This window comes from Kosakonia sp. S42 (assembly GCF_016624785.1).
GTDB classification, from domain to species: Bacteria; Pseudomonadota; Gammaproteobacteria; order Enterobacterales; family Enterobacteriaceae; genus Kosakonia; species Kosakonia cowanii.
Genome location: NZ_JACVTW010000001.1, coordinates 13,240 through 37,575 on the forward strand (window position 1 = coordinate 13,240; position 24,336 = coordinate 37,575).

At 58.3% G+C, this 24,336-nt stretch carries 17 protein-coding genes; 9 read left to right on the forward strand and 8 right to left on the reverse strand.

Annotated features, from left to right (window positions below; translation table 11 throughout):
* Positions 1-28 precede the first annotated feature (28 nt).
* From IAE50_RS00070 to IAE50_RS00100, 7 genes are all read left to right on the forward strand, one after another.
* Positions 29-1,138 (forward strand): HlyD family secretion protein, encoded by a 1,110-nt coding sequence (locus IAE50_RS00070; protein WP_200135712.1) that lies wholly within the window; start codon positions 29-31, stop codon positions 1,136-1,138.
* A complete protein-coding gene (locus tag IAE50_RS00075; protein WP_076769596.1) occupies positions 1,135-2,706 on the forward strand; it encodes a DHA2 family efflux MFS transporter permease subunit in 1,572 nt (523 codons plus the stop codon). Before IAE50_RS00070 ends, IAE50_RS00075 begins: the two co-directional genes overlap by 4 nt.
* Before the next feature lies 1 nt (position 2,707).
* Positions 2,708-4,231 carry an efflux transporter outer membrane subunit gene (locus IAE50_RS00080; RefSeq protein WP_124969010.1) on the forward strand — a complete coding sequence of 508 codons (1,524 nt, stop codon included), beginning with the start codon at positions 2,708-2,710 and terminating at the stop codon, positions 4,229-4,231.
* A gap of 100 nt (positions 4,232-4,331) precedes the next feature.
* Positions 4,332-5,372: an aldo/keto reductase gene (locus IAE50_RS00085; protein WP_200579258.1), complete on the forward strand. Its 1,041-nt coding sequence runs from the start codon at positions 4,332-4,334 to the stop codon at positions 5,370-5,372.
* Positions 5,373-5,572: 200 nt separating this feature from the next.
* Positions 5,573-6,949, forward strand: a complete 1,377-nt coding sequence (locus IAE50_RS00090; protein WP_094420403.1) for a glycoside hydrolase family 1 protein — start codon at positions 5,573-5,575, stop codon at positions 6,947-6,949.
* Between the two features lie 23 nt (positions 6,950-6,972).
* A complete protein-coding gene (locus IAE50_RS00095) occupies positions 6,973-8,292 on the forward strand; it encodes a PTS sugar transporter subunit IIC (protein WP_200579259.1) in 1,320 nt (439 codons plus the stop codon).
* 16 nt (positions 8,293-8,308) lie between these two features.
* The gene (locus IAE50_RS00100) at positions 8,309-9,025 is read left to right on the forward strand and encodes a GntR family transcriptional regulator (protein ID WP_023481777.1); all 717 of its coding nucleotides are present in this window, start codon (positions 8,309-8,311) and stop codon (positions 9,023-9,025) included.
* A 179-nt stretch (positions 9,026-9,204) separates the two neighbouring features.
* Here the strand turns inward: IAE50_RS00100 and ldtB are convergent, their stop codons facing one another.
* Positions 9,205-10,125 carry a L,D-transpeptidase gene (ldtB, locus tag IAE50_RS00105; RefSeq protein ID WP_023481393.1) on the reverse strand — a complete coding sequence of 307 codons (921 nt, stop codon included), beginning with the start codon at positions 10,123-10,125 and terminating at the stop codon, positions 9,205-9,207.
* Between the two features lie 207 nt (positions 10,126-10,332).
* Between ldtB and IAE50_RS00110 the strand changes: the two genes are divergently transcribed.
* Positions 10,333-11,925, forward strand: a complete 1,593-nt coding sequence (locus tag IAE50_RS00110) for an ABC-F family ATPase (protein ID WP_023481823.1) — start codon at positions 10,333-10,335, stop codon at positions 11,923-11,925.
* A gap of 523 nt (positions 11,926-12,448) precedes the next feature.
* Here IAE50_RS00110 and IAE50_RS00115 read toward each other — a convergent pair.
* Both IAE50_RS00115 and IAE50_RS00120 read right to left on the reverse strand, forming a co-directional pair.
* On the reverse strand, positions 12,449-14,815 hold the full coding sequence (locus IAE50_RS00115; protein WP_200579260.1) for a TIM-barrel domain-containing protein: 2,367 nt from the start codon (positions 14,813-14,815) through the stop codon (positions 12,449-12,451).
* 15 nt (positions 14,816-14,830) lie between these two features.
* Positions 14,831-16,132 carry an MFS transporter gene (locus IAE50_RS00120; protein WP_023481536.1) on the reverse strand — a complete coding sequence of 434 codons (1,302 nt, stop codon included), beginning with the start codon at positions 16,130-16,132 and terminating at the stop codon, positions 14,831-14,833.
* Positions 16,133-16,436: 304 nt separating this feature from the next.
* On the opposite strand from IAE50_RS00120, the gene IAE50_RS00125 reads away from it, so the two are divergent.
* Positions 16,437-17,510 (forward strand): LacI family DNA-binding transcriptional regulator, encoded by a 1,074-nt coding sequence (locus tag IAE50_RS00125; protein WP_200579261.1) that lies wholly within the window; start codon positions 16,437-16,439, stop codon positions 17,508-17,510.
* Here the strand turns inward: IAE50_RS00125 and IAE50_RS00130 are convergent.
* From IAE50_RS00130 to moeB, 5 genes are all read right to left on the reverse strand, one after another.
* Positions 17,507-18,766: a DUF1479 domain-containing protein gene (locus tag IAE50_RS00130; protein WP_200579262.1), complete on the reverse strand. Its 1,260-nt coding sequence runs from the start codon at positions 18,764-18,766 to the stop codon at positions 17,507-17,509. The genes IAE50_RS00125 and IAE50_RS00130 overlap by 4 nt on opposite strands.
* Before the next feature lie 151 nt (positions 18,767-18,917).
* Positions 18,918-19,733 carry a Cof-type HAD-IIB family hydrolase gene (locus IAE50_RS00135; RefSeq protein WP_023481346.1) on the reverse strand — a complete coding sequence of 272 codons (816 nt, stop codon included), beginning with the start codon at positions 19,731-19,733 and terminating at the stop codon, positions 18,918-18,920.
* A gap of 234 nt (positions 19,734-19,967) precedes the next feature.
* Positions 19,968-22,400 carry a formate C-acetyltransferase/glycerol dehydratase family glycyl radical enzyme gene (locus tag IAE50_RS00140; protein WP_200579263.1) on the reverse strand — a complete coding sequence of 811 codons (2,433 nt, stop codon included), beginning with the start codon at positions 22,398-22,400 and terminating at the stop codon, positions 19,968-19,970.
* Between the two features lie 4 nt (positions 22,401-22,404).
* On the reverse strand, positions 22,405-23,304 hold the full coding sequence (locus IAE50_RS00145) for a glycyl-radical enzyme activating protein (RefSeq protein WP_200579264.1): 900 nt from the start codon (positions 23,302-23,304) through the stop codon (positions 22,405-22,407).
* Between the two features lie 261 nt (positions 23,305-23,565).
* Positions 23,566-24,336, reverse strand: coding sequence for a molybdopterin-synthase adenylyltransferase MoeB (gene moeB / locus IAE50_RS00150; protein WP_200579265.1), 771 nt, complete (start codon positions 24,334-24,336; stop codon positions 23,566-23,568).

The following is a 24,336-nucleotide window of genomic DNA, read 5'->3' on the forward strand; positions in this document are numbered from 1 at the left end:
CGTTACCTGACAGGAACGTTGCGAGATTATGGCAGAAAAGAGAACCCAACCTGACGACGTTCAGGACGACGAAAAAGAGCAGCAAGACGACAAACCCCGCAAACGCCCCGGAAAGAAGCCGCTGATTATTCTCGGCATTGTCGTCGTAGTGATGGTTGTTGTGGCGCTGGTGTGGTGGTTATTAACCCGCAACCAGGAGACCACCGATGACGCCTTCACCGACGGCGATGCAGTGACCATTGCGCCGAAAGTGGCGGGCTACGTGACCGATCTGCGGGTGAAAGATAACCAGCGGGTGAAAAAGGGCGATCTGCTAGTGGTGATCGATCCGCGCGATGCCACCGCTCAGCGCGATCAGGCGCAGGCCCAGCTTGGGCTGGCAACCGCGCAGCTTCACCAGGCGCAGGCGCAGCTCGCGCTCTCCAAAGTGCAGTACCCGGCGCAACGGGATGAAGCCCGCGCGCAGGTACTGAAAGCGAAGGCCGACCTGGCTAACGCCGAAGCCGCGTATAAACGTCAACGCGGTGTCGATCCCCGCGCGACCACCCAACAAAACATTGATACCGCTAATGCGCAGTTGCGCAGCGCCCAGGCGCAGCTTGCCAGCGCGCAGGCGCAGCTGGAAGTAGCCGAGCAGGTGCAGTTGCAGATCCGCCAGCAGGAGACCAACGTCGAGGCGCGCGAGCAGCAAGTAGCACAGGCGAAAGCGCAGCTGGAAACCGCTAACCTCAACCTCTCGTGGACTAACGTCCGCGCGCCGTTCGATGGTTATGTCACCAAGCGTAATGTGCAAAACGGTACGCTGGTGCAGGCCGGAAGCGCGCTCTTTTCGCTGGTCTCCCAGGAGGTGTGGGTGACGGCGAACTTTAAAGAGTCGCAGCTGGAGCGCATGCGTCCGGGTAATAAAGTGACGGTCACCGTCGATGCCTGGCCGGATCTGGAGCTGGAAGGGCATGTCGACAGTATCCAGCAGGGGAGTGGCTCGAAGTTCGCCGCCTTCCCGTCGGAAAACGCCACCGGTAACTTTGTGAAGATCGTTCAGCGCGTGCCGGTGAAGATCGTTATCGATAAGGGACTGGACCCGAACAAACCGCTGCCGCTCGGCCTCTCAGTTGAACCGAAGGTTACGCTGGAATGACCGACCACAGTCATGAAAACTGGCGTCCGGCCAGTAACCCGTGGGCGGTGGCGTGGGTCGTCACCCTCGCGGTGTTTATGGAGATCCTCGACACCACCATCGTCAACGTGGCGCTGCCGCACGTCGCCGGGTCGCTCTCCGCCAGTTATGACGAATCCACCTGGGTGCTGACCAGCTACCTGGTGGCGAACGGTATTGTGCTGCCCATCTCGGCTTTTCTTAGCCGTACCTTTGGCCGCAAACAGTTTTTCCTTATCTGCATTGTGATGTTCACCGTCTGCTCCTTCTTGTGCGGTATCGCCACCGAGCTGTGGGAGATCATTCTGTTTCGTATTTTGCAGGGCTTCTTCGGCGGCGGCCTGCAACCGACGCAGCAGTCGGTGCTGCTGGATTACTTCAAACCGGAAGATCGCGGCAAAGCCTTTGGTCTCTCCTCCATCGCCATTATCGTCGCCCCGGTGCTTGGCCCGACGCTCGGCGGCTGGATCACCGATAACTACTCCTGGCGCTGGGTCTTCTTTATCAATATCCCGGTGGGCATCGTTACGGTGCTGGCGATCTATCAGCTGCTGGAAGATCCGCCGTGGGAGCGTAAATCAAAACAGAAACTCTCCATCGACTGGCCGGGGATTGGCCTGATCGCCCTCGGTCTTGGCTGCCTGCAGGTGATGCTGGATCGCGGGGAAGATGAGGACTGGTTTAACTCCGACTTCACCCGCATCTTTGCGGTGCTGACAGCAGTAGGGATTGTCGGCGCGATCTACTGGCTGATGTATGCCAAAAAGCCGGTGGTCGATCTGCGCTGCATGGCTGATAAAAACTTTACCGTCTCCAGCCTGCTGATGGCCGGGATGGCGATGATCCTCTATGGCAGCTCGGTGGTGATCCCGCAGCTGGCGCAGCAGGATCTCGGTTACACCGCTACCTGGTCAGGGCTGGTGCTCTCGCCGGGAGCCATATTGATTGTGTTAACCATTCCGCTGGTGTTGAAGCTGATGCCGGTGGTGCAGACGCGCTGGATCATCGCCTTCGGCTTCTTCTGCCTGGCGGCCTCCTTCTGGTGGACGCGCTCGCTGACGCCGGATGTCGACTTTGAAACGCTGGTGCTGTTCCGCAGTGCGCAGTCGATCGGGCTGGGCTTCCTGTTTGTGCCGCTCACCACCATCGCCTTTATCACCATTCCGCGGCAGCTGAATGCCGATGCGGCGGCGCTGTTTACTATGTTCCGTAACGTAGCGGGATCGATCGGCATTTCGCTTTCAACGGCGGCGATCACCGAGCGTTCGCAGGCGCATATGTCGCACCTCTCCGAACACACGTCGCCCTTTAATGAGCAGTTCCAGCTGGCGCTGCGGTCAATGGCGGAGTCGGTGCGCAACTTCACCAGCCTGGCGGGCGATCCCTTCTCGAACGCCACTGGACAGATGTACAAAGCGATGGTCGCCCAGTCGCGCATTCTGGCCTACATCGATGTCTTCACCATATTGAGCGTGGTGGCGGTTCTGTTGATCCCATTTTGTCTATTGCTTTCGCCGATCAAGAGCGAAGGCAGCGCAGGAGCACATTAATATGGCATGGCGTCATTTTCCCGTTACCTTTCTGTCACTGTGCCTTGCCGGGTGCGCGGTCGGGCCGGATTACCAGCCCGCGCAGCCGCAAACCCCGGCGCGCTGGAACGATCCGGGTGATGCGTCGGTAAAATCCCGGGCGACGCCGCAGGCGGTTAATCCGCGCTGGTGGACGACCTTTAACTCGCCGCAGCTTAATAGCCTGATTGAACGGGCGATTGCCGGAAATCTATCCCTGCAACAGACGGTGCTGCGCATTGCCGGTGCCCGTGAGCAGATCAACCAGGCGGGCGGCGCGTTTCTGCCAGCGGTGAACGGCTCACTACAGGCGACGCGCCAGCAGCTGGGGCTGGAAGGGGAGCTGAAATCCCATGATGTCTACGGCCAGCTGGAGAATGCCGATCCGGCGGTCAGCGGCGCGCTGGGCGCCTTAACTCAGCCGGTCAATCTCTACCAGGGCAGCTTTGATGCTCAGTGGGAGCTGGATTTGTGGGGCAAAGTGCGCCGTCAGGTCGAGGCCACCACCGCCCAGCAGCAGCAGGCGATTGAGCAGCGCAACGATGCGCTGGTATCGCTGGAAGCGGAAGTGGCGCGCGCCTGGCTGCAACTGCGCGGCGCGCAGAGCATCATTGCTTCACTGAATACCCAGATTCAGAGTGCGCAGGAGACCTTGACCCTGACGCAAAACCGCCAGCAGGGCGGGCTATCGCCGCAGCTGGATGTGGAGAATGCCCGCGCCCAGGCGGCGAACCTCGAAGCGCAGCTGCCGCAGTATCAGGCGCAGGAGCGCCAGGCGATGAACGCGCTGGCGGTGCTGCTCGGCAAAACGCCGGGTGCGCTGGATAGCGAACTGCGCGGCACGCAGCCGCTCCCGGCCTTGCCGGACGTAGTGCCAACCGGCATTCCCTCCACTTTAGCGCGCCGTCGCCCGGACGTGCGCGAAGCGGAAGCGACGCTGCATGCGGCGACCGCGCAAATCGGCGTCTCCGTCGCACAGCTCTTCCCGAGCCTGACGCTTAGCGGCCAGTTTGGTCTGCGTAATAGCGAAACCAACTGGCTGACGGACTGGAGCAGCCACTTCTACAGCTTTGGCCCGCAGGTCTCGATCCCTATTTTCCAGGGCGGACGGCTGGTGTCGAGCGTCAAGCTGGCGCGTGCGCAGCAGGGTGCCGCGGTGCTCAATTATCGCCAGACGGTGCTCAGTGCGCTGAACGATGTCGAGAATGCGCTGGTCAGCTACCGCGCCGATCAGCAGCGTGAAGCGAGCCTCGATAAGACGCTGGAAGCGTTGCAGAACGCCTTCTCGCTTGCCAGCGACAGCTACCGCAAAGGGATTGCCAGCTTCCTCGATGTGCTCGACGCCCAGCGCCAGCTGGCGCAGGCGAGCCAGCAGCGCGAGCAGGCGCGGGTGCAGAGCAGCCTCGATCTCGTCGCGCTCTACAAAGCCCTCGGCGGCGGCTGGGAGCCGTACCAGAATGTGCAACTGCCTGATTACAAAGTCTTTGGCGACGCGCCGCGCGGATAATCAGAGGATTGGGCAAGAAACAGGCAGGATCCCCACATTCGCCGCGCAGGCACGGAGCGTATAACTGATTGCGTCAAACAACCGATGAGGAGACGCTACCATGCGCTACAAAAAACTGGGCAATACCGGACTGTTTGTTTCTGAACTCTGCCTCGGCACCATGACCTTCGGCGGTCAGGAGGATATGTGGGGCAAAATCGGCCAGCTGCAGCAGGCACAGGCTGAAGAGCTGGTTGGTCGCGCTCTCGATGCCGGAATCAACTTTATTGATACCGCTGATGTTTACTCCGGTGGACGCTCGGAAGCGATCACCGGCCAGGCGTTAAAAAACCTGAAGGTGCCGCGCGAAAATGTGGTGGTAGCCACCAAAGTCTTTGGCGAAACCGGCACCGCGGGCGTCAACTCGCGCGGCAGTTCACGCTTTCACATTATTCAGAGCGTGAAAGCGAGCCTCAAGCGCCTGCAACTCGATCATATCGATCTCTACCAGCTGCACGGGTTTGATCCGGCGACGCCAATGGAGGAGACGCTGTACGCCCTCGATACGCTGGTGCAGCACGGGCATGTGCGCTATATCGGCGTCTCCAACTGGGCGGCGTGGCAGATTGCCAAAGCGCTGGGCATCTCTGAGCGCCTGGGCCTCGCGCGTTTTGCTTCGCTACAGGCCTATTACACCATTGCCGGACGCGATCTGGAGCGTGAGTTGGTGCCGATGATGCAGAGCGAAAATGTCGGGCTGATGGTCTGGAGCCCGCTGGCGGGCGGCCTGCTGAGCGGCAAATATGACCGCGACGGCAAAGCCGAAGCGGGCGGTCGCCGGGTGGAGTTTGACTTCCCGCCGGTGAATAAAGATCGCGCTTTCGATTGTGTCGATGTGATGCGCACTATTGCCGACAGCAAAGGCGTCAGCGTGGCGCAAATCGCGCTGGCCTGGCTGCTGCACCAGCAGGCGGTGACCAGCGTGATCATCGGCGCGAAACGCCCGGAACAGCTGGATGATAACCTCGCTGCAACCACCGTGCAGTTGAGCGACGAGGAGCTTAAACAGCTTGATGCCGTCAGCGCGCTGCCGCGTGAATACCCCGGCTGGATGCTGGAGCGCCAGGGCGAGTATCGCCGTAATCAACTGAATCAGCAGTAATTTACCCTCAGAAATAAAGCACAGGCCGGATAAGCATTGACGCTATCCGGCCTGCTGCACTTTGCACCGCTCATCTCTCCCGTTTCACACAATTCTTTCGAAAAGCGTCACAAAACCGCGCTTCTCTCTTTGCCTGTTTTTTCGCCATTCGCTATATGACTAGTCATATACACGAAATGACTAGTCATGGAGAAAGCGCAATGAGCAGAACATTACCGACCGGTTTTTTATGGGGCAACTCTGTCTCCAGTATGCAGACCGAAGGGGCGTGGAATGAGGGCGGAAAAGGGATGTCGGTCTACGATATCCGCGAGGCCAGCGAATTTGCCTCCGACTGGAAAGTCGCCACCGACTCCTATCACCGTTACGAGGAAGATTTCGACCTGATGCAGGATCTGGGCATGAACTGCTACCGCTTTCAGATCGCCTGGAGCCGCGTCTGCCCTGAGGGCGATGGTGAATTCAATCAGCAGGGCATCGATTTTTACGCGCGCTTTATTGATGGTCTGCTGGCGCGCGGCATTGAGCCGATGGTCTGCCTTTACCACTTCGATATGCCGCTGGCGCTGGCGGAAAAGTATAACGGTTTTGTCGATCGCCACGTTCTGGACGCCTTTGTGCGCTACGGCCAGAAGATGATCGACTGCTTCGGCAGCAAGGTGAAGTACTGGCTCACCTTTAACGAGCAGAATATCTACCATATGCCCGGCGCGTTTCAGGTTGGCGGCTACCTGAAGGGCGAGAAAACCCTGCGTGAGCTTTACCAGATCCAGCACCACGTGATGATGGCGCACGTGCTGCTGACCCACTATCTGCACGATACCCAGCCCGGCAAACTGATGGGCGGCATGCTGGCGCACCAGCTGATCTACCCGGCTACCTGCAAACCGCGCGATATCTTCTGCGCCATGCAGTATGACGAATTCCTCAATCAGAACCTGCTGCGCGTCTACGCCGGGCAGGGCTACAGCCCGGCAGTGATGGCGGTGGTGGAAAAAGAGGGATTTGGCGATATCTACCGTGATGAGGATTTGGCGCAGATCGCGCGCGTCAAAAACGACTTTATGGCCTTTAGCTACTACGCCAGCAAAACGCTGGACAGCGACGCCATTGGCACGGATACGCCGGTCAACTACTACCTGCACGAAGGCGACAAGCCCAATCCTTATCTTGAGGCGACAGAGTGGGGCTGGCAGATCGATCCGCTCGGTTTTCGCGCCATCATAACCCGCTACTACAACGACTGGCGGCTGCCGGTCTTCCCGATTGAGAACGGCATCGGTGTGATTGAGGAGTGGGACGGCGTCAACCCGATTGATGATGAGTACCGCATTGCTTATCACCGCGATCACCTGCAGGCGATGCAGGATGCGATGTTTGAAGATGGCGCGCAGGTGATTGGCTATCTCGGCTGGGGGCTTATCGACATCCTCAGCTCCCAGGGCGATATGCGTAAACGCTATGGCGTGGTCTACGTTAACCGCGATAACCACGACCTGAAGGATATGCGACGCGTACCGAAAAAGAGCTACCGCTGGCTGCAACGGGTGATCCGTAGCAACGGGCGTGACATGTAACGCAGTGATAAGAGGGCAGCGCAATGTCTGAGACAAAAATCACGCCGAAAATGCAGTCATTCGTCGATAAGTTCGTGGAGTTCTCCGCCCGCCTGGCAAACCAGGTGCATCTGCGATCCCTGCGAGATGCGTTCGCGGCGGTGATGCCGATATTCATCCTCGCCGGGCTGGCGGTGCTGATCAATAACGTCATTTTCCCCTGGGTGCTGGAGGGCGAGACGCTGGCACGCTTTAAGGTGTGGGGCGAAGCGGTGATTAACGGCACGCTGAATATCGCGGCCCTGTTAATTGCGCCAATGACCGCCTGGTCGCTGGCGCGCAATAAGAACTTCGAAAACCCGGTCTCAGCGGTGGTCATTGCGATTGCCAGCTTTATTATCATGATGCCGATGCAGCTTGATGTGGTGCCGGTGGGGAGTAAAACCACGGTGAGCGTCGCGCAGATGCTGTCGTTTGCCAATATTGGCACCACTGGTATCTTCGCCGGGGTGATTATCGGCCTGCTCTCGACGGAGCTCTTTATCCGCGTCGCCAGCGTGAAGCGCTTCTCCATTTCGCTCGGCGATAATGTGCCGTCGGCGGTGGGGCAATCCTTCTCGGCGCTGATACCGACCATCATCACCCTGTCGCTCTTCGCGATGGTGGCGGCACTGCTGGCGAACCTACTGCATACGGATTTGATCCATCTCATCACCACCCTGATTCAGCAGCCGCTGCGCCAGATCAACACCAGCCTGCCGGGCACGCTGTTTATCTACAGCTTCGGGAACTTCCTCTTTACGCTCGGCATTCACCAGACGGTGGTCAACGGCGTGATCCTCGAACCGCTGCTGCTGATTAACACTAACGAGAATATGCTCGCCTTCGCCAACGGCCAACCGATCCCGCATATCATCAACAGCATTTTTGTGCCGACTTTCGGCATGATTGGCGGCACTGGCAGCACGCTCTCTCTACTGATCGCTATCTTTATCTTCGCAAAACAGCAGTCGGCAAAGCAGGTGGCGCGGCTGGCCATTTCGCCAGGGCTGTTCAACATCAACGAACCGGTGATTTTCGGCCTGCCGATTGTCTTTAACCTGCCGCTGATGATCCCCTTTGTGCTGCTACCGGCGCTTGGGATTTGGTTTGCCTGGTTCTGCACCACGATGGGCTGGATGGCGCGCTGCGTGGTGATGATCCCGTGGACTACGCCACCGATTTTAAGCGCCTGGCTGGCGACGGCGGGCGACTGGCGGGCGGTGGTGGTTCAGTTGATAATCATCATCTTTGGTGTATTCTTCTACCTGCCTTTCCTCAAAATTGCCGAGAGAGTGGCCTTAAGAAACAATGGGATAGACTAAATTACCGGGACGGGTCATGGCGGCAAAATATATCACCATCGCGCGGGAAATTAAGCGGCGCATCCTCAGCCAGCAGTATCCTGCCAGCGCGCCGTTGCCGGACCAGTTCGCGCTGGCGGCGGAATTTAATACCAGCCGCATGACCATCCAGCAGGCGATGCGTCAGCTGATTGTTGAGGGGCTGGTCTATACCCGCCAGGGGCAGGGCACCTTTATCCGCAAAAACTTCCTCCAGCTGTCGCGCTGGGATCTGCCGGGCAGCGACTATTTTGGAGCCACCAAAACCTGGGAGAACGTTGGCGAAGTGACGAGCAAGATCGTGCGCTTCGATCTGCGTTTTGCCAGCGAAAAAGAGCAGGCTTCGCTGCTGGTGGGGCCGGATGAGCCGGTGTATGACTTTGTACGCCTGCGTCTGCTGGAGGGTGAACCGGTGTCGCTGGAGTTCACACTGATGCCCGTAAACCTGGTCCCGGGGCTCAATCGCAGCCATCTCGAAAGCTCGGTGTTTCGCTATGTGCAGGACGATCTGGCGCTAAAAATTATGGGGTCGTACCGCATTGTCCGCGCGCTGAAGCCGTGCGACGAAGATAAGCAGTACCTCAATTGTGATGAGACCGATCCGGTGCTGGAGGTGGAGCAGGTTATCTACCTGGAGGATGGCACGCCGCTGGAGTATGCCCATTGCCATTACCGCTACGATCACGGCGGGGTGATTGTGGTTAACCACGGATAAAAAAGTGCCGCTTTTATTGCCGGATGGCGCGATGCTTATCCGGCCTACAAAACCCGTTACAGGCCACATATCGCGTAGCCGCCATCCCACATAAAAAAAGCGGAGCCGACGCTCCGCTTTTTAAATCAGTTGTAGGCCGGATAAGCGCAGCGCCATCCGGCATTCAAACCGACCGCATATTAGTTCAGACGTACCGGCATACCGGAACGGTTCTGGATCGCCTGGTCAACCACGCTTGAATCAACGTCCGCCTGGCTGGTCACCGCCTGCACCGCTTTGGTCAGCGCGATCGGCACGATTTCGCCGCCGGTAAACTGCGCTTCAGTGGTGGAGAGCGGGTTGTGAACTTCGATATAGCGGCTGCCATCCGGTTCGGTGGTCGCTTTTACCGGCTCATCAATAAACTGCACGCGGGTGCCGACCGGCACGTTCTCGAACAGGAATTTGATGTCGTCGTTACGCAGACGCACACAGCCGTGGCTCACGCGCAGGCCGATACCGAAGTTGGCGTTAGTGCCATGGATCGCATACAGGCGGCCAATATAGAGCGCGTAGAGACCCATCGGGTTATCCGGGCCAGCCGGTACCACCGGCGGCAGCGGTTGACCCATTGCCTGATATTCGGCGTGCATTTTTGCCGTTGGTGTCCAGGTCGGACCGGCTTTTTTACGCTCGACTTTGGTGGTCCAGGCAATCGGGGTATCTTTGCCCAACTGACCAATACCGATTGGCAGCACGATCACCGTGTTGGTGCCTTTCGGATAGTAGTAGAGGCGCATCTCCGCACTGTTAATCACAATCCCTTCATGAACGGTATCCGGCAGGATCAGCTGCTGCGGAACGTTCATTACCGTGCCACCTTTCGGCAGATAGGCGTCAATGCCCGGGTTAGCTTCCAGCATGTTGGAGAGACCCATCTGGTATTCAGCCGCAAAGTATTCCAGCGGCTGGTTATTGCCTTCAGGAATGGTTACGACCTGGTTCTGACCGATCAGACGGCTGCCATCAGTCGGCAGCGGATAAGTCACAGCAGACGCGCTATTGCAAAATCCCACGACAGCAAAGGCCGCCGCGAAGAGAGTTCTTAATTTCATATTCATGTTGTGCGAGATTATTGCCACACTGGCCGTTGGGTTGAGAATGCAGGAAGCGCATTATATGTGCATTCCCCCGTCCAGGGAATTCAGATGTTGACGAAATCACACTTTTTTCCCGTTGTTTGCAGTGTAGCGGCCTGACAGCGGGCAAGAATCTAATTCGGAATTGTGGCATACTATGGCGTTTGTCACATATTTCAGGATATCGCCGTGTTAGTCACCAGCAACGTCACCATGCAGTTCGGCAGTAAGCCGCTGTTCGAAAACATTTCCGTCAAATTTGGCGGCGGCAACCGTTACGGCCTGATCGGCGCGAACGGGAGCGGTAAATCCACCTTTATGAAGATCCTCGGCGGCGACTTAGAGCCGTCGCTGGGTAACGTCTCTCTCGATCCGAACGAGCGCATCGGTAAGCTGCGCCAGGATCAGTTCGCCTTCGAAGCCTTCAGCGTGCTCGACACGGTGATCATGGGTCACGCCGAGCTGTGGGAAGTGAAGCAGGAGCGCGACCGCATTTACGGCCTCGCCGAGATGAGCGAAGAAGATGGCTATAAAGTGGCCGATCTCGAAGTGCTGTATGGCGAAATGGATGGCTACTCGGCGGAAGCGCGCGCGGGCGAACTGCTGCTCGGCGTCGGTATTCCGGTAGAGCAGCATTACGGCCCGATGAGCGAAGTTGCCCCCGGCTGGAAACTGCGTGTGCTGCTGGCCCAGGCGCTGTTCGCTAACCCCGATATTCTGCTGCTCGATGAACCAACCAACAACCTGGACATCGACACCATTCGCTGGCTGGAGCAGGTGCTGAACGAGCGTGACAGCACCATGATCATCATTTCGCACGACCGTCACTTCCTGAACATGGTCTGCACCCACATGGCGGATCTCGACTACGGCGAGCTGCGCGTCTACCCGGGTAACTACGACGAATATATGACTGCCGCCACCCAGGTGCGCGAGCGTCTGCTGTCGGATAACGCCAAGAAGAAAGCGCAGATTGCCGAGCTGCAATCCTTCGTCAGCCGCTTTAGCGCCAACGCCTCTAAATCGCGTCAGGCAACTTCCCGCGCCCGCCAGATCGATAAGATCAAGCTCGACGAGGTGAAAGCCTCCAGCCGTCAGAACCCGTTCATCCGCTTCGAGCAGGATAAGAAACTGTTCCGTAACGCGCTGGAAGTGGAGCAGGTGACAAAAGGCTTCGATAACGGCCCGCTGTTTAAAAACTTCAATATGCTGATGGAAGTGGGCGAGAAAGTCGCCATCCTCGGTACTAACGGCGTCGGTAAAACCACGCTGCTGAAAACGCTGGTCGGTGAGCTTACGCCAGAGAGCGGCACGGTGAAGTGGTCGGAAAACGCCCGCATCGGCTACTACGCGCAGGATCACGCGGCGGATTTCGATAACGACCTGACGGTGTTCGACTGGATGAGCCAGTGGAAGCAAGAGGGCGATGACGAGCAGGCGGTGCGCAGCATCCTGGGTCGTCTGCTGTTCAGCCAGGACGATATCAAGAAACCGGCGAAGGTGCTCTCCGGCGGTGAGAAGGGCCGTATGCTGTTCGGCAAGCTGATGATGGAAAAACCGAATATTCTGGTGATGGACGAACCGACCAACCACCTGGATATGGAATCAATCGAATCGCTGAACATGGCGCTGGAGATGTACCAGGGCACGCTGATTTTCGTCTCTCACGATCGTGAATTTGTAAGCTCACTGGCAACCCGCGTGATTGAGATTACGCCGCAGCGCGTGGTCGATTTCACCGGTAACTATGAAGATTATTTGCGTACCAAAGGTATCGAATAAATTTACCGTCTTTACCGTCGTCTTTCACGCCGCAGGTGCGTTGGCTGCACCGTCGTACCCCGGTCACTTACTTCAGTAAGCTCCCGGGGATACTCAGGTTTGCCGCCTTCCTGCAACGCGAAATACTTAGGTAAATAAAGAAACACATTGCCGGATGGCGCGTAAACGCTTATCCGGCCTACGGGATCGTTACTGCTTTTGTAGGCCGGATAAGGCGAAGCCGCTATCCGGCAAAGGAGCCGATGCCGGATGGCGCGTAAACGCTTATCCGGCCTACGGAATCGCTCTGCTTTTGTAGGCCGGATAAGGCGAAGCCGCCATCCGGCAAAGGAGCCGGTGCCGGATGGCGCGTAAACGCTTATCCGGCCTACGGGATCGTTACTGCTTTTGTAGGCCGGATAAGGCGAAGCCGCCATCCGGCAAAGGAGCAGATGCCGGATGGCGCATAAACGCTTATCCGGCCTACGGGATCGCTACTGCTTTTGTAGGCCGGATAAGGCGTAAGCCGCCATCCGGCATTTTTTTACCTGAATGACCACGCCGTTGCCGGCTTGCCGTTAATCACTAACCGGCGCTTTTCCCCGGCGGGCAAGGTAACATTCAGCGTCTGCCACGCCGGGCGGTAATCGCCGCGCGCGGTAACCTCAAGGTTTATGGTTTCGCTGTCGCAGACCATCTCCCAGCTTAACCACAGCGCATTGCCCTCTTTATAACCCCACGACTCACCATCATCCTCAAACAGCAGGCCGCTGGAACGCCCGGTACCTTTCAGCGGGAAGAGTTGCAGTTCGCGGAAGGTATCGCTTTTCGCCTCCACATGACGAATGCGATCGCTCAGCGGCAAACCAGCACCGGCGCGCACAAGCAGCGGTAATTTTTCCAGCGGTGCATCCAGCGTCACCCACTGGCCCGGCGCGTACCACGCTCCGGTATAAAAATCGTACCAGCCGCTCTCATTGGCGGGCAGCCAGAGACAACGCTCGCGCTGGCCCGGCTCAACCACGCTGGCGACCAGCAGATCGCGCCCGAGCAGGAAGTCGTCGCACTCCTCAAAGGTCTGCGCATCGTGTTCATGATCGAGGAAGGTCGGGCGCAGCATCGGCTCATCATCGGCATGCGCCTGCCACAGCAGGGTGTAGAGATAGGGCAGCAGGCGGTAGCGCAGCTCAATCGCGCTGCGGATCGCAGGCGTTACCGCCGGGTACATCCATGGCTCGTTTACCGTCTGGTCATCATTCCACGAGTGGATGGTAAAACGCGGATGCATCACGCCGTTCTGCACCCAGCGCACAAACAGCTCGGCATCGGGTTTATCACCGGAGAAGCCGCCAACATCGTGCCCGACGTTATAAAGCCCGGACAAACTCATCCCCAGCCCCATGCGGGTGTTGTAGCGCAGCGTCTGCCAGTTGGTGCGGTTATCGCCGCTCCAGGTCTGCACATAGCGCTGCATCCCGGCGCAACCGGAGCGGGAGATGAGATAAGGGCGTTTGTCCGGCGCGAAACGCTGCTGCGCTTCCATCGAGGCGCGCATCATCAGGAGCGGCATCACCGGGCGAATATGCTTGATGGCGATCTCCTCGCCAAAACCGGCGCAGCGCGCTTCGCCATCCCACACTTCAAACTCGTTATTGTCGTTCCAGGTGGAGTCGATCCCCATCTCCAGCAGCTGCGTGGTGACGCCCTCCTGCCACCAGGCGATGGTCTGCGGGTTGGTGAAATCGAGATGCGAACCCTCGTCATCCCAGAAGCTGGAGCGCTCCGGCCCGGGGTTCTCCGAATCGCGAATAAACAGCCCTCTCTCTGCCACTTCGTGATAGCGCGGATGATCCTGCAACAGGCAGGGTTTGATATTGGCCGCCAGCTTCAGCCCGGCATCGTGAAACGCCTGGCTCATCACCTTCGGCTGCGGCACTTTGTCGTAGTTCCAGTTAAAGACGTAGCGTTTGCCGTTGATCGAGGTGTAACCCGATGAGAGCTGGAACGAGTCGCAGGGGATCGCATGCTCTTCACACAGGCGAATAAAGTTCATCAGCTGGTTTTGCGCATCCGGCGCATCGGTGTAGTGCATGGTCGAGCCGCTGTAGCCGAGGCTCCACTTCGGCCCGAAGAGGGTTTTGCCCGTCAGGCGCACAAAGGCTTTAGTGACATCCAGCGCACGCGCGCCAGTAAAAATGTAGTAATCGATATCGCCCGCTTCCGCCTGCCAGCGGCGATAGGCGGTGTGGTAGTTATCGATCTCATTCCCGAGATCCAGCCAGCAGCTGCTGAGGTTGTCATAAAACAGCCCGTAGCTGACATCATCCCGACGGGTGAGGGTGAAAGGGACATGTTTATAGAGCGGGTCGGTGCTTGCCGCGTTGTAGCCCATCGCATCGAGGTTGCGCATCTCATAGCGCTGTCCGGTGCGTTGCAGGTTGCCCGCTTTCTCGCCGAGGCCGTAAAAACGCTCCTCCTTTTTACGGCTGAGGTAGTGCGCCACGCCGTCACCGTGAGCATTGATCTGATAAGCGCTGGTGGGGCGATCGCCTGCCAGCCACTGCCACGCGCCCGCTTCATTGCGGTAGTGCCACTCCAGCCATAACGGCTGGTGCACCGTCACGCGCAGTTGCTCGCTCTCAACGGTCAGCGTCTCCTGCTGCTGTTCAAGCTTCCACGCGGGCAGGCTAAAACCACTCAGATCCTCACGGCTGCGCCCCTCCCACGGCACATCCTCCTCTGGCGCGATGCTCCAGGTGCGCGCCAGCGCCAGCTCGCCCTTGCGCTTAATCAACACGCGAAACAGGTTCGCTTCCAGCACATAGAGGCAGAGCGTATGTTGCCCATCAACCAATAGTTCAACGTGATGAGCGCTCTGTTTTTGTAACGTCCAGTTCTTCAGCGTTTTCATAGCAGACTTCCACAATCAGGCGCGTTTTGCGCGACGTTCAGCAATAAATGCCACCAGGAAAATAGCGCCAATCAGGTCAAAGAAACCCATGGCAATAAACAGCGGGTTGAAGCCAATCTTGTCGGCGGTAACGCCAATCAGCAGTGAGAAGAGGAAGCTGGCGATCCACGCCGCCGAGCCGCGCATGCCGTTGACGGTTGCCATCTGGCCTTTGTCGAATGACTCAACCACCAGCGCGCTCAACATGCAGGAGATGATCTGGTGGCCGAAGCCGCCAATCGAGATCAGCACAATGGTGATATAGGGATCGCGGGTGATCGCCACAATGGCCAGCGAAATCATCAGGAATGCGCCGGTGAGAGAACTGGCAACCACCGAGTTAACGCGTGAGCAGCCGAACCAGCGGGTATAGAGTTTGGTGAGATAGCCGCTGGCGACGCTGCCGAGATCGGCGGCGAGGAAGGGGAGCCAGGCGAACATCGCAATCTGTTTCAGATCCATGCCGTGCTCTTTCGCCAGATAGAGCGGCACCCAGAAGCTCAGCACCGCCCACGCTGGTTCCGCCATAAAGGCCGGAATAGCGATGCCGTAGAAGCGTTTGTTTTTCGATACGTTTTTCAGCGCGGTAAGGAAGGGCAGTTTCACCGCTGGCGGCTCATTATCCTGCTGAATAAAGGCCAGCTCTTCGCGGCTCAGGTTCGGGTGTTTGTCCGGGTTGTGATAAAACGCCCACCACAAAATCACCCACAGCAGCGCCAGCACGCCGGTAAACATAAACGCCCCCTGCCAGCCAAACGAGGCGTGGGCGAAGTAGATAATCGGCGGTGCCAGCATCGCGCCGATGGAGAAGCCGACGCCCGCCCAGCCAGCGGCGACCGGACGCTCCGATTTCGGGAACCACTCGCCGATCGTTTTGGCGTTAGCAGGCGTTGCCGCCGCTTCCGATGCGCCCATGGTAAAGCGCAAAATCGCCAGATGGATCCAGCTGCTTGCGCCAGCGTGGAACATACAGGCCAGCGCCCAGATGATCGCGCAGACCATAAAGCCCACTTTTAGGCCAATCACATCGATTAACCAGCCACACAGCGGCTGGAACAGGGTATACGCCAGCTGAAAGGCGCCGACAATCCATGAATATTGTTCGGTAGTAATACCGAGGCTGGTTTTCAGTTCCGGTGCGAGGATGCCCAGCGAGTTACGGGTGATGTAGTTCACCGTCACGCCAAACAGAAAGAGTACCAGCATCCACCAGCGTAATTTTTTGAAGATCCGGCGACTGCTGGTGGCCGCCACGTCGTTGTTAATCCCCTGGCTCATGGTGTTCTCCGCTCATCGTTTTGTAGGGACGTTGCGTTATCGCGGCCGGGTGAAAAGTTGTTATACCGCCAGGCGCGCGTGATGATTTTTTTCTTGGTTTTTGTCTTAAGAACACACACAACTAGTATGGAAGTTGTATGACACATTTACCGTAGGGGAGAAAAAAGCGCGGCTAAAGTCGAATTTGTGCAAGGATTCTCATCAATCGACCGAATATTGCGGCACACTGCAATCAAAGCCATAAATATCAGGCTTTACGCTCTATGAAAATTTTCCCATTTCACAAACGGAGCAAGATCACAGAATGGATAAAAAGCTCAAAATCAGCGAAATTGCCCGGCGCACAAATCTGTCGACCAGCACCGTTTCGCGGGTGCTGGCGGGAAAAGCCAACACCAGCGAAAAAGCGCGCGCGGCGGTGCTGGCCTGCGCCCGTGAACTGGGGGTGATGGAGGGAATTGCCGCCGGACGGCTGCTGCTCAATAACCTGATTGTCTTCGCGCCGCAGCGCGCCTTTGATGAGCGCTCCGATATCTTCTACTACCGTGTCATTCAGAGCATCAATAAAGCGCTCGAGCCTCACGACGTGCGGCTGCGCTACTTTGCGCTGGAGGAGCTGGACAGCGATGCCAATGAATTTCTGGCGCGTATGAATGCGCCAGAGACGCAGGCGGCGATCCTGCTCGGCATTGACGATACCCATATTCACGAGCTGGCGGCGGATATCGGCAAACCCTGCGTGCTGATCAACTGCCGCGATGGGCGTATGCGCCTGCCTTCCATTGCGCCGGATCACCGCACCATCGGCGAGTTTGCTGCCCGCTATCTCTTTGATATGGGTCATCGCGATGTGGTGAATGTGATGTGCCTGCGCCGTTACACCATGGATCTGCGTCTGGCAGGCATTAAAGCGGCGTGGCAGCAGCAGAACCTGCGCTTTAACAGCAAACGGGATCTCATCACCGTACCCAGTTTTAGCGCTAAAGAGGCGGCGCTACGGGTAGCGGAGTGGCTGGACGATCCAGCGAACAAAACGCCACCGACCGCGTTTCTGGTCAGCGGCGATTTTATGGCGCAGGGGACGGTGCAGGCGCTGCTTCAGCGGGGGTTGCGCGTACCGCAGGATGTGTCGGTGATGAGCATTGACGCCTTTAATCTTGCGGCAATTCAGGATGTGCCGCTCACCGCGGTGCATGTTCCGCGCGATGAACTGGGTGCGGAAGCGGTGCAGCTATTGCAGCAGCGCCTGATCCGCCCACAGGCACCGACCGGCTCGCTGCTGTTAAACGGCACGCTGGCAGTGCGTGAGTCGGTGCGGCGGATACGCCCGGGACAGCGACGCACCGCCGTGGCTGGCGACGGGCTGTATGATGCTTAACTCTCCATCCCCAGCGCGCGCTTACCGTGCGCATTCAGATCGGCGAGCGTAAAGCGGCCTGACCAGTCGCGCTCATAATCCTCGCGCGGGAAATCACCGGGCGAAGCGCCTTGCTCCAGCGCAATCTTCACGGTGCGGGCATAAGCCAGGTTCTTCTCACACAGCGGGGCGGCGGGGATATACATCACATTGCCCCAGCCCTGCTGGTTTTCCACCGGGGCGACTGAGTGGATCACATCGCAGTGCCACCAGACGGAATCGCCCGCTTCCAACGGAGGAATGCTGCTCAGCGCTTCCATCAGCAGCGGGTGCCACTGCTCTGAAACCGGCAGCACGCGGCCGGGTGCCACGCCGCACAGCTCATCGTCCGGCACGTCGTCCAGCAGTGGGCGCAGCAGAATATAGGCCATCGCCTCGGGGATCGGCACCACGTGCAGCAACCCCTGACCAGCGATCATATCCGACAGCGCCGTCCACCCCTGGAAGGTGCGAAAAACCGAACATTTGGTGGTGTTCTCAACCGTGTACTCCTCCACCTCAGTACGGTGCGCCGCATCCCATGGATCATATTGATCCAGTTTGCCGTTAAAGACGTTGGCAAAGACGCGCTGATAGGCCGGCAGCAGCCAGCGCTCCAGCGCGCCGGAGTCCGTATGCGCCCCAAGCCCTTTCGAGGTGGTGCCCGGCGGGCGGCGGCGAATGCGATCCGGATAGATGACGCTGATATCGGGGTTAAACCACGCGCGGCCTTCGCTCTCAAACCGCCACAGCCGGTTGAGGAAAGATTGCGCGGCCGCCATCTCATCGCTCTGGCGCGCCTGCATCTGCGCCTGCGACCAGTAGATCGGGTAGATCTCCGGGCGCGAAGCCTCCAGCGTGCCGAAAAAGCTGTCGCCCGGGCCTTTATAGACCTCATCAAAATGGTTTTCCGCCAGGTAGTCGAGCATCGCGCGATCCCAGCCCAGCGCCTGCTCGCGCGGGAAATGGCTTTTAATCACCACGCAGCCGCGACGTTTGATCAACGCGCGCTGCGCCTCGGTCACGCGCCCGTTGGCGAGATCGGCATAGTTCAGTTGCGGCCAGACGGATTCGCCGCGTGCTTTTATCGCCTTAATCTCCTCCACGCGCTCACTAATACGCGCGCTGAGTTGATCGAAGAGCTGTTGTACATCGCCAATTTGCGCACGCAGCGCCTGTTTCATCTGGCGGATAGCGCCTTTGTGGTCGGCAGGAAGGGTTTCATGGGTAAACGTCATAGGTACCTCTATCTTTCATTCGAAAGTAATTAAGATTACAAATGACAATCTAAGTTAAAAATAAGTTAATGCAAGTTTAAAAACTTGATGGATTGCACAAAGCGGGAACAGGCAGAGGGAGAGTGCCGACGGCGGGGCGTCGGCAGGGGGATCAGCGGTCGAATGGGGCAGTGTTATCCAGCACGGCCTGAATCACATTCAGCACGCCGTGGTGGTTGTTGTCATCGGTCTGGTGACGGGCAATGGCTTTAATCGCGTCGGTGGCGTTGCCCATGGCGAAAGAGTAGTCGGTCATGCGCAGCATCTCGGCGTCGTTTCCGCTATCGCCCAGCGTCACACATGCTTGCGGGGAGAGGTTCCAGCGCTTGAGCAGACGCGAAATACCGTTGGCTTTATGCAGGCCGGGGATAATCAGATCGACAAAGCCGAAGCCGCTGGTCACCGGTTTCATAATCCCGTCGAGCGAGGTGTGCAGTTCATCAACCAGCGCCGGGATCTCGCTGTCCGGCAAATTCAGGGAGAATTTAAACAGCGTATCGTCAATCTGCGTGAAGTCGCGCACCGGCTTTAAGCGGTGATAGTGCTCCGCCATCAGATCGACGAACTCTTGCGGCGCGGCTTCGTTGATATAGGCGCTCTCAAGCCCACAGGCGACAAAGTTCATACCGCCGCCTTTTAACAGCTCGCCCATCACCACCTGGGATTCGTGGCGGGTCAGTTCACCGTGGAACAGCTGCTGCCCATGTTCGTAGACCAGCGCGCCGTTTTCGGCGACGAAGGAGATGCGATCTTTAAGCTCCGGGAAGAAGGAGATGAGCTGGTAGTACTGGTTGCCGCTGGCAACCACGAATTCGATATTGCGCTGCTGGAGTTGCTCGAATTGCGCCATAAACCGCGTGCGATCGTACTTTTTGGCGTCATCAAGAAAAGTTCCGTCCATATCAGTGACGATAACTTTGACGGTCATATATAGCGCTCCTGAATGTCATAACGAGGAGCAACATTCTAGAGAGAATGTGATGAGTTACACAAATTTTATTTCATTCGAAAGTCAACCGTCGTCTTTCGAGCCGCAGGTGTGTTGGCTGCGGTGGCTTACCCCGGTCATTTACTTTTTGTAAACTCCCGGGGATGCGCCACCTTGCCGCCTTCCTGCGATTCGAAATACTTGGTTAAAGCGGAATGGTTTCTAACCTTAACATCACAACGTATGTTCGGTGCGGGCAATAATATCGTCCTGCGCATCCGGCGACAGGGCGGTGAAAAACGCTGAGTAACCGGCAACGCGCACCACCAAATCACGATACCGATCCGGGTGCTGTTTTGCGGCCAGCAGTGTTTCGCGCGAGACAATGTTGTACTGAATATGCCACCCCTTATGAACCTCAAAAAAGGTGCGCAGCAGCGCCATCAGCTTCTGCCGATCGCCGTCATTGTCGAGCGTGGAAGGATTAAGTTTCTGGTTAAGCAGCACGCCGCCGAGGATCGCGCCAACCGGCAGTTTGCCGACGGAGTTGATCACCGCCGTCGGCCCAAGATGGTCGGTACCGGAGGCCGGGCTTGCCCCCTCTGCCAGCGGCGTATGGGCTTTGCGCCCGTCCGGCGTGGCCATAGTTGCCGCGCCAAACGGCACGTTGGCGGAGATCGACGAGGTACCCGCGTAGTATTTGCCGCCAATCGGCCCACGCCCGTAACGCGGGTTATGATACTGCTTCAGCTCGTCGATATAGGTCTGATACGCGCGCACCAGCAGGGCATCCACGCTCTCATCATCATTGCCATACTTCGGCGCGCTGTTGATAAGCCGCTGGCGCAGCTGTTCATGGCTCAGGCCGTCGAAATCTGCCGCCAGCGCTGCGGCCAGCTGCTGTTGACCGATAAGGCCCTGCTCAAACACTAACTTTTTCACCGCCGCGAGGCTGTTGCCAAGGTTGGCGATGCCCACCTGCAGGCCGGAGACCCAGTCATACTTCGCGCCGCCCTGTTTGATGCTCTTCGCCCGCTCAATGCAGTCGTCGACCAGCGCCGAGCAGAGAATATCCGGCACGTTCTCCTCAAGCATGGTGTCGACAACATACTCAATCTCAATCGATTTGCGCGTGTAGTAGCGGATCTGCCGGTCCCATGCCGCTGTCACGTCATCAAAATGGCGGAAGTTGCCTGCCGACAGCGCCTCGTTTTGCGCCAGGAAAACTTTGCCACTGGTGGCGTCACGCCCGCCCTCCAGCGCCGCCAGCATCACGCGGGCGAAGTTGATAAAGCTCATGCCGGTGCAGCGGTAGCCCCATTTGCCGCCGACGGCGGTCTCGATACAGCCAATCGCCGCGTAGTCGTACGCATCGGCAGGCTCCACGCCCAGCGCGATAAAGGCCGGAATGACAATCTCATCATTATTAAACGCCGGCATGCCAAACCCGCAGCGGATCACCTGTACGCAGGCCTCAAGAAAATCGTCACTCATTCCGGCGTGATAGCGCACGCTGAGGTTTGGCTGCGTGGAGCGCAACTGCCCGCAGGATTCGAGGATGGCGTAAGAGAGCGGGTTAACCGCGTCGTGGATCTGGCCGTTGTGCCACACCTGCCCGCCGATGGTGACATTCTGGTAGAGCGGGCTGCCCGCCGAGGCTTTCGAGTGGCTGCCGGAGCGGATTTTGTTCACCTCCAGCAGCTTCAGCCAGCAGCTCTGCAACAGCTCAATGCCCTGCTCGCGGTGCAGCGTCTGTTGCAGCTCGACATCGCGACGCCAGAAGGGGTAGAGATACTGATCCATTCGGCCAAACGACACTGAATGACCGTTGGATTCAATCTGCAACAGTAGCTGGATAAAGTAGCAGAGTTGCAGTGCCTGCCAGAAGGTGCGCGGCGGCTGGTGGGCAATAAGCTCACAGTTCTCGGCGATGGCCAGCAGTTCGTCGCGGCGGCTTTCGCGCGGCTCGTCGGCCGCCATCGTGCGCGCAAGGTCAGCAAAACGCACAATATGCAGGCTGACGGCCTCAAGCACGATATCAATCGCTTTCAGGAACTGCTCGCCGTGCAGATCCGCAAGCTGCGTCAAATCAATCCGCGTGCGGCGCTCGCGCACCTGCTCACGCAGCCCATCCAGCCCTTTTGCCAGCAGCAGCGGGAAGTTCACCGCCAGGTGCGCATCGCCGGAGGTCATATTGCCTTCGGCTTTGATAATGCCGCTCGCAAGCAAAGCTTTTTGTTCGTCGGTAAACATGCCGTAGCAGCGATCCTGCACCGTCTGCCCGCGCCACCACGGGCAGACTTCATGCAGCACGCGTTTATTCGCTTCGCTGACCGCAAAGCCCGCGCCGGGGCGATCCGCAAGTTCATCAATCTCTTTCTCGATCCACGAGACGGTGTATTCCGGGAAGATCGGCGCGGCGCGCACTTCGCTTGCCTGGTTGCCGATAATCAACTCGTCATGTTTGATCCAGATAGTGCGCTGCGCCAGGTGATGAGCTAATGCCAGCGCCCGGCGCACCGGCAGTGGCTTATCCATATGCTGCTGGTAAATCTGCGTGTAGTGCAGCGCGCGTTCGGTGCAGATCGGCGGTTTTACAATCGAGATCAGCGCCTGTTTATGCGCGCGGATGCGCTCAGGCAGCGTGTTGAGTTGCATCAGGGTCATGGTCTTATCCTCGCAATGTCGTCGCCAGCCCTTTCTGGCGGGCAAATGCCGCGGCGAATGCCAGCAGTTCAGGGTCGTCGAGCGGTTTTTCAGGAGCGGTACAGGTTTCGCCGAGCAGGTCAAACTTCTGCATGCCCAGCGTGTGATAGGGCAGAAAGTGGATCTCGCCGACGTGCAGCTGGTCGGCCGCAAAATTAGTAATGGCTTCAATGGAGGCTTTATCGGCGTTAAAGCCAGGGATCAGCGGCACGCGAATAATCATCTTTTTCCCGGCGCGGGCGAGGCGTTGCAGATTATCGAGCACGCGCGCGGCAGAGCCATTCGTCCAGGCACGAAAGGCATTCTCATCGACATGTTTAAGATCGGCGAGAAAGAGATCCACCCACGGCAGTGAGGGTTCGATATAACGCCACGGCACATGCAGGCAGGTCTCAACGGCGGTATGGATGCCGTGCTGATGGCTTTCGCGCAGCAGCGCCTCTGAAAGTTCGGGGTGCATAAAAGGCTCGCCGCCGGAGAGGGTCACGCCGCCGCCGCTGCGATCGTAAAAGGGTTTGTCGCGCAGCACCGTCGCCATCATCTCCGCCACGGATTTCTCCTCGCCACAGACACTCAGTGCTTCGGTCGGGCAGCAGCCGGTGAGGGCATCCAGCGCTGCATCGGTGATCTTTTCACGCTGGATTAAGAGACGATTTTGCGCGCGTTCAATCACCGCGGGCGCAGCGCGCTGGCACAAGTCGCAGCCGGTAAGGCAGAGGCGAGGGTCAAACAGCAGGTCGCGCGAGCGGGCGCGGCTTTCCGGGTTCTGGCACCAGCGGCAGCGCAGCGGGCACCCTTTCAGAAACACCACCGTGCGGATGCCGGGGCCGTCATGGGTTGAGTAGCGCTGAATATTGAAAATCATCGACCATCTCCACATATTTCATATGGAGATTAAATAACTTTCGAATGAAAGTTGCTGTGATGGGGTTCGCGGTTTATGCATCGTGCCCGACAGCGAAATTGCCGGGTGGCGCTGCGCTTACCCGGCCTACAAAACCGCCACCATCCGGCAAAAAGAAGCCCGCAAACCCGTAGGCCGGATAAGGCATTTATGCCGCGATCCGGCAAAAAGACGTCCGCAAACCCGTAGGCCGGATAAGGCGTTTACGCCGCCATCCGGCGATTAAGCCGCGGGCGGTGCGCCATCGCCGCACACTTCACACTGCGGGTTACGCATAAGCTTCATCTCGCGGAACTGGCACTGCATCGCATCGTACATCACGATCTTGCCCGCGGCGGGCGTGCCGTAATGGGTCAACACCTTAATCGCTTCCATCGACTGCATCGATCCGATAACGCCGACCAGCGGCGCCATCACGCCTGCTTCCACGCAGGTCAGCGCATTCTCGCCAAACAGGCGGCTCAAACAGCGATAGCAGGGCGCGCCGTCCGTCCAGGTAAAGACGCTGATCTGCCCCTCCATGCGGATCGCCGCGCCGGAGACCAGCGGCACTTTATGCTGAAAACAGCCGGCGTTGAGTTGGTTACGGATCGCTACATTATCGGTGCAGTCCAGCACCAGATCGTGCGCGGCAATCTGCGCGAACAGCGCCTCTTCATCAAGCAGGGCATTAACGGTGACATACTCGACATGCGGGTTGATACGCAGCAGCGACTCGCGGGCAGAGTCCACTTTAGCGCTACCGATATCCGCATCGCCGTGTAGCGTCTGGCGCTGCAGGTTTGACAGCGCTACCGTATCGAAATCGAGCAGCGTCATGGTGCCTGCGCCCGCTGCCGCCAGATATTGCGCCGCCGCGCAGCCAAGGCCGCCAAGCCCGACCACCAGTACGCGCGCGGCTTTTAAGCGCTCCTGGCCGTCAAAATCGAACCCGCGCAGAGTAATCTGCCGGTTGTAGCGCATCATCTCGCTGTCGCTTAGCTCTTCTGCCAT

Bases quoted from the DNA above. Each gene is read 5' to 3' on its own strand.
- IAE50_RS00090 (WP_094420403.1), top strand. From the start codon at position 5,573: ATGAGCAGAACATTACCGACCGGTTTTTTATGGGGCAACTCTGTCTCC.
- IAE50_RS00120 (WP_023481536.1), bottom strand. From the start codon at position 16,132: ATGAGCCAGGGGATTAACAACGACGTGGCGGCCACCAGCAGTCGCCGG.
- IAE50_RS00135 (WP_023481346.1), bottom strand. From the start codon at position 19,733: ATGACCGTCAAAGTTATCGTCACTGATATGGACGGAACTTTTCTTGAT.
- IAE50_RS00085 (WP_200579258.1), top strand. From the start codon at position 4,332: ATGCGCTACAAAAAACTGGGCAATACCGGACTGTTTGTTTCTGAACTC.
- moeB (WP_200579265.1), bottom strand. From the start codon at position 24,336: ATGGCAGAAGAGCTAAGCGACAGCGAGATGATGCGCTACAACCGGCAG.
- IAE50_RS00115 (WP_200579260.1), bottom strand. From the start codon at position 14,815: ATGAAAACGCTGAAGAACTGGACGTTACAAAAACAGAGCGCTCATCAC.
- IAE50_RS00100 (WP_023481777.1), top strand. From the start codon at position 8,309: ATGGCGGCAAAATATATCACCATCGCGCGGGAAATTAAGCGGCGCATC.
- IAE50_RS00140 (WP_200579263.1), bottom strand. From the start codon at position 22,400: ATGACCCTGATGCAACTCAACACGCTGCCTGAGCGCATCCGCGCGCAT.
- IAE50_RS00125 (WP_200579261.1), top strand. From the start codon at position 16,437: ATGGATAAAAAGCTCAAAATCAGCGAAATTGCCCGGCGCACAAATCTG.
- ldtB (WP_023481393.1), bottom strand. From the start codon at position 10,125: ATGAATATGAAATTAAGAACTCTCTTCGCGGCGGCCTTTGCTGTCGTG.
- IAE50_RS00080 (WP_124969010.1), top strand. From the start codon at position 2,708: ATGGCATGGCGTCATTTTCCCGTTACCTTTCTGTCACTGTGCCTTGCC.
- IAE50_RS00145 (WP_200579264.1), bottom strand. From the start codon at position 23,304: ATGATTTTCAATATTCAGCGCTACTCAACCCATGACGGCCCCGGCATC.
- IAE50_RS00130 (WP_200579262.1), bottom strand. From the start codon at position 18,766: ATGACGTTTACCCATGAAACCCTTCCTGCCGACCACAAAGGCGCTATC.
- IAE50_RS00095 (WP_200579259.1), top strand. From the start codon at position 6,973: ATGTCTGAGACAAAAATCACGCCGAAAATGCAGTCATTCGTCGATAAG.
- IAE50_RS00075 (WP_076769596.1), top strand. From the start codon at position 1,135: ATGACCGACCACAGTCATGAAAACTGGCGTCCGGCCAGTAACCCGTGG.
- IAE50_RS00070 (WP_200135712.1), top strand. From the start codon at position 29: ATGGCAGAAAAGAGAACCCAACCTGACGACGTTCAGGACGACGAAAAA.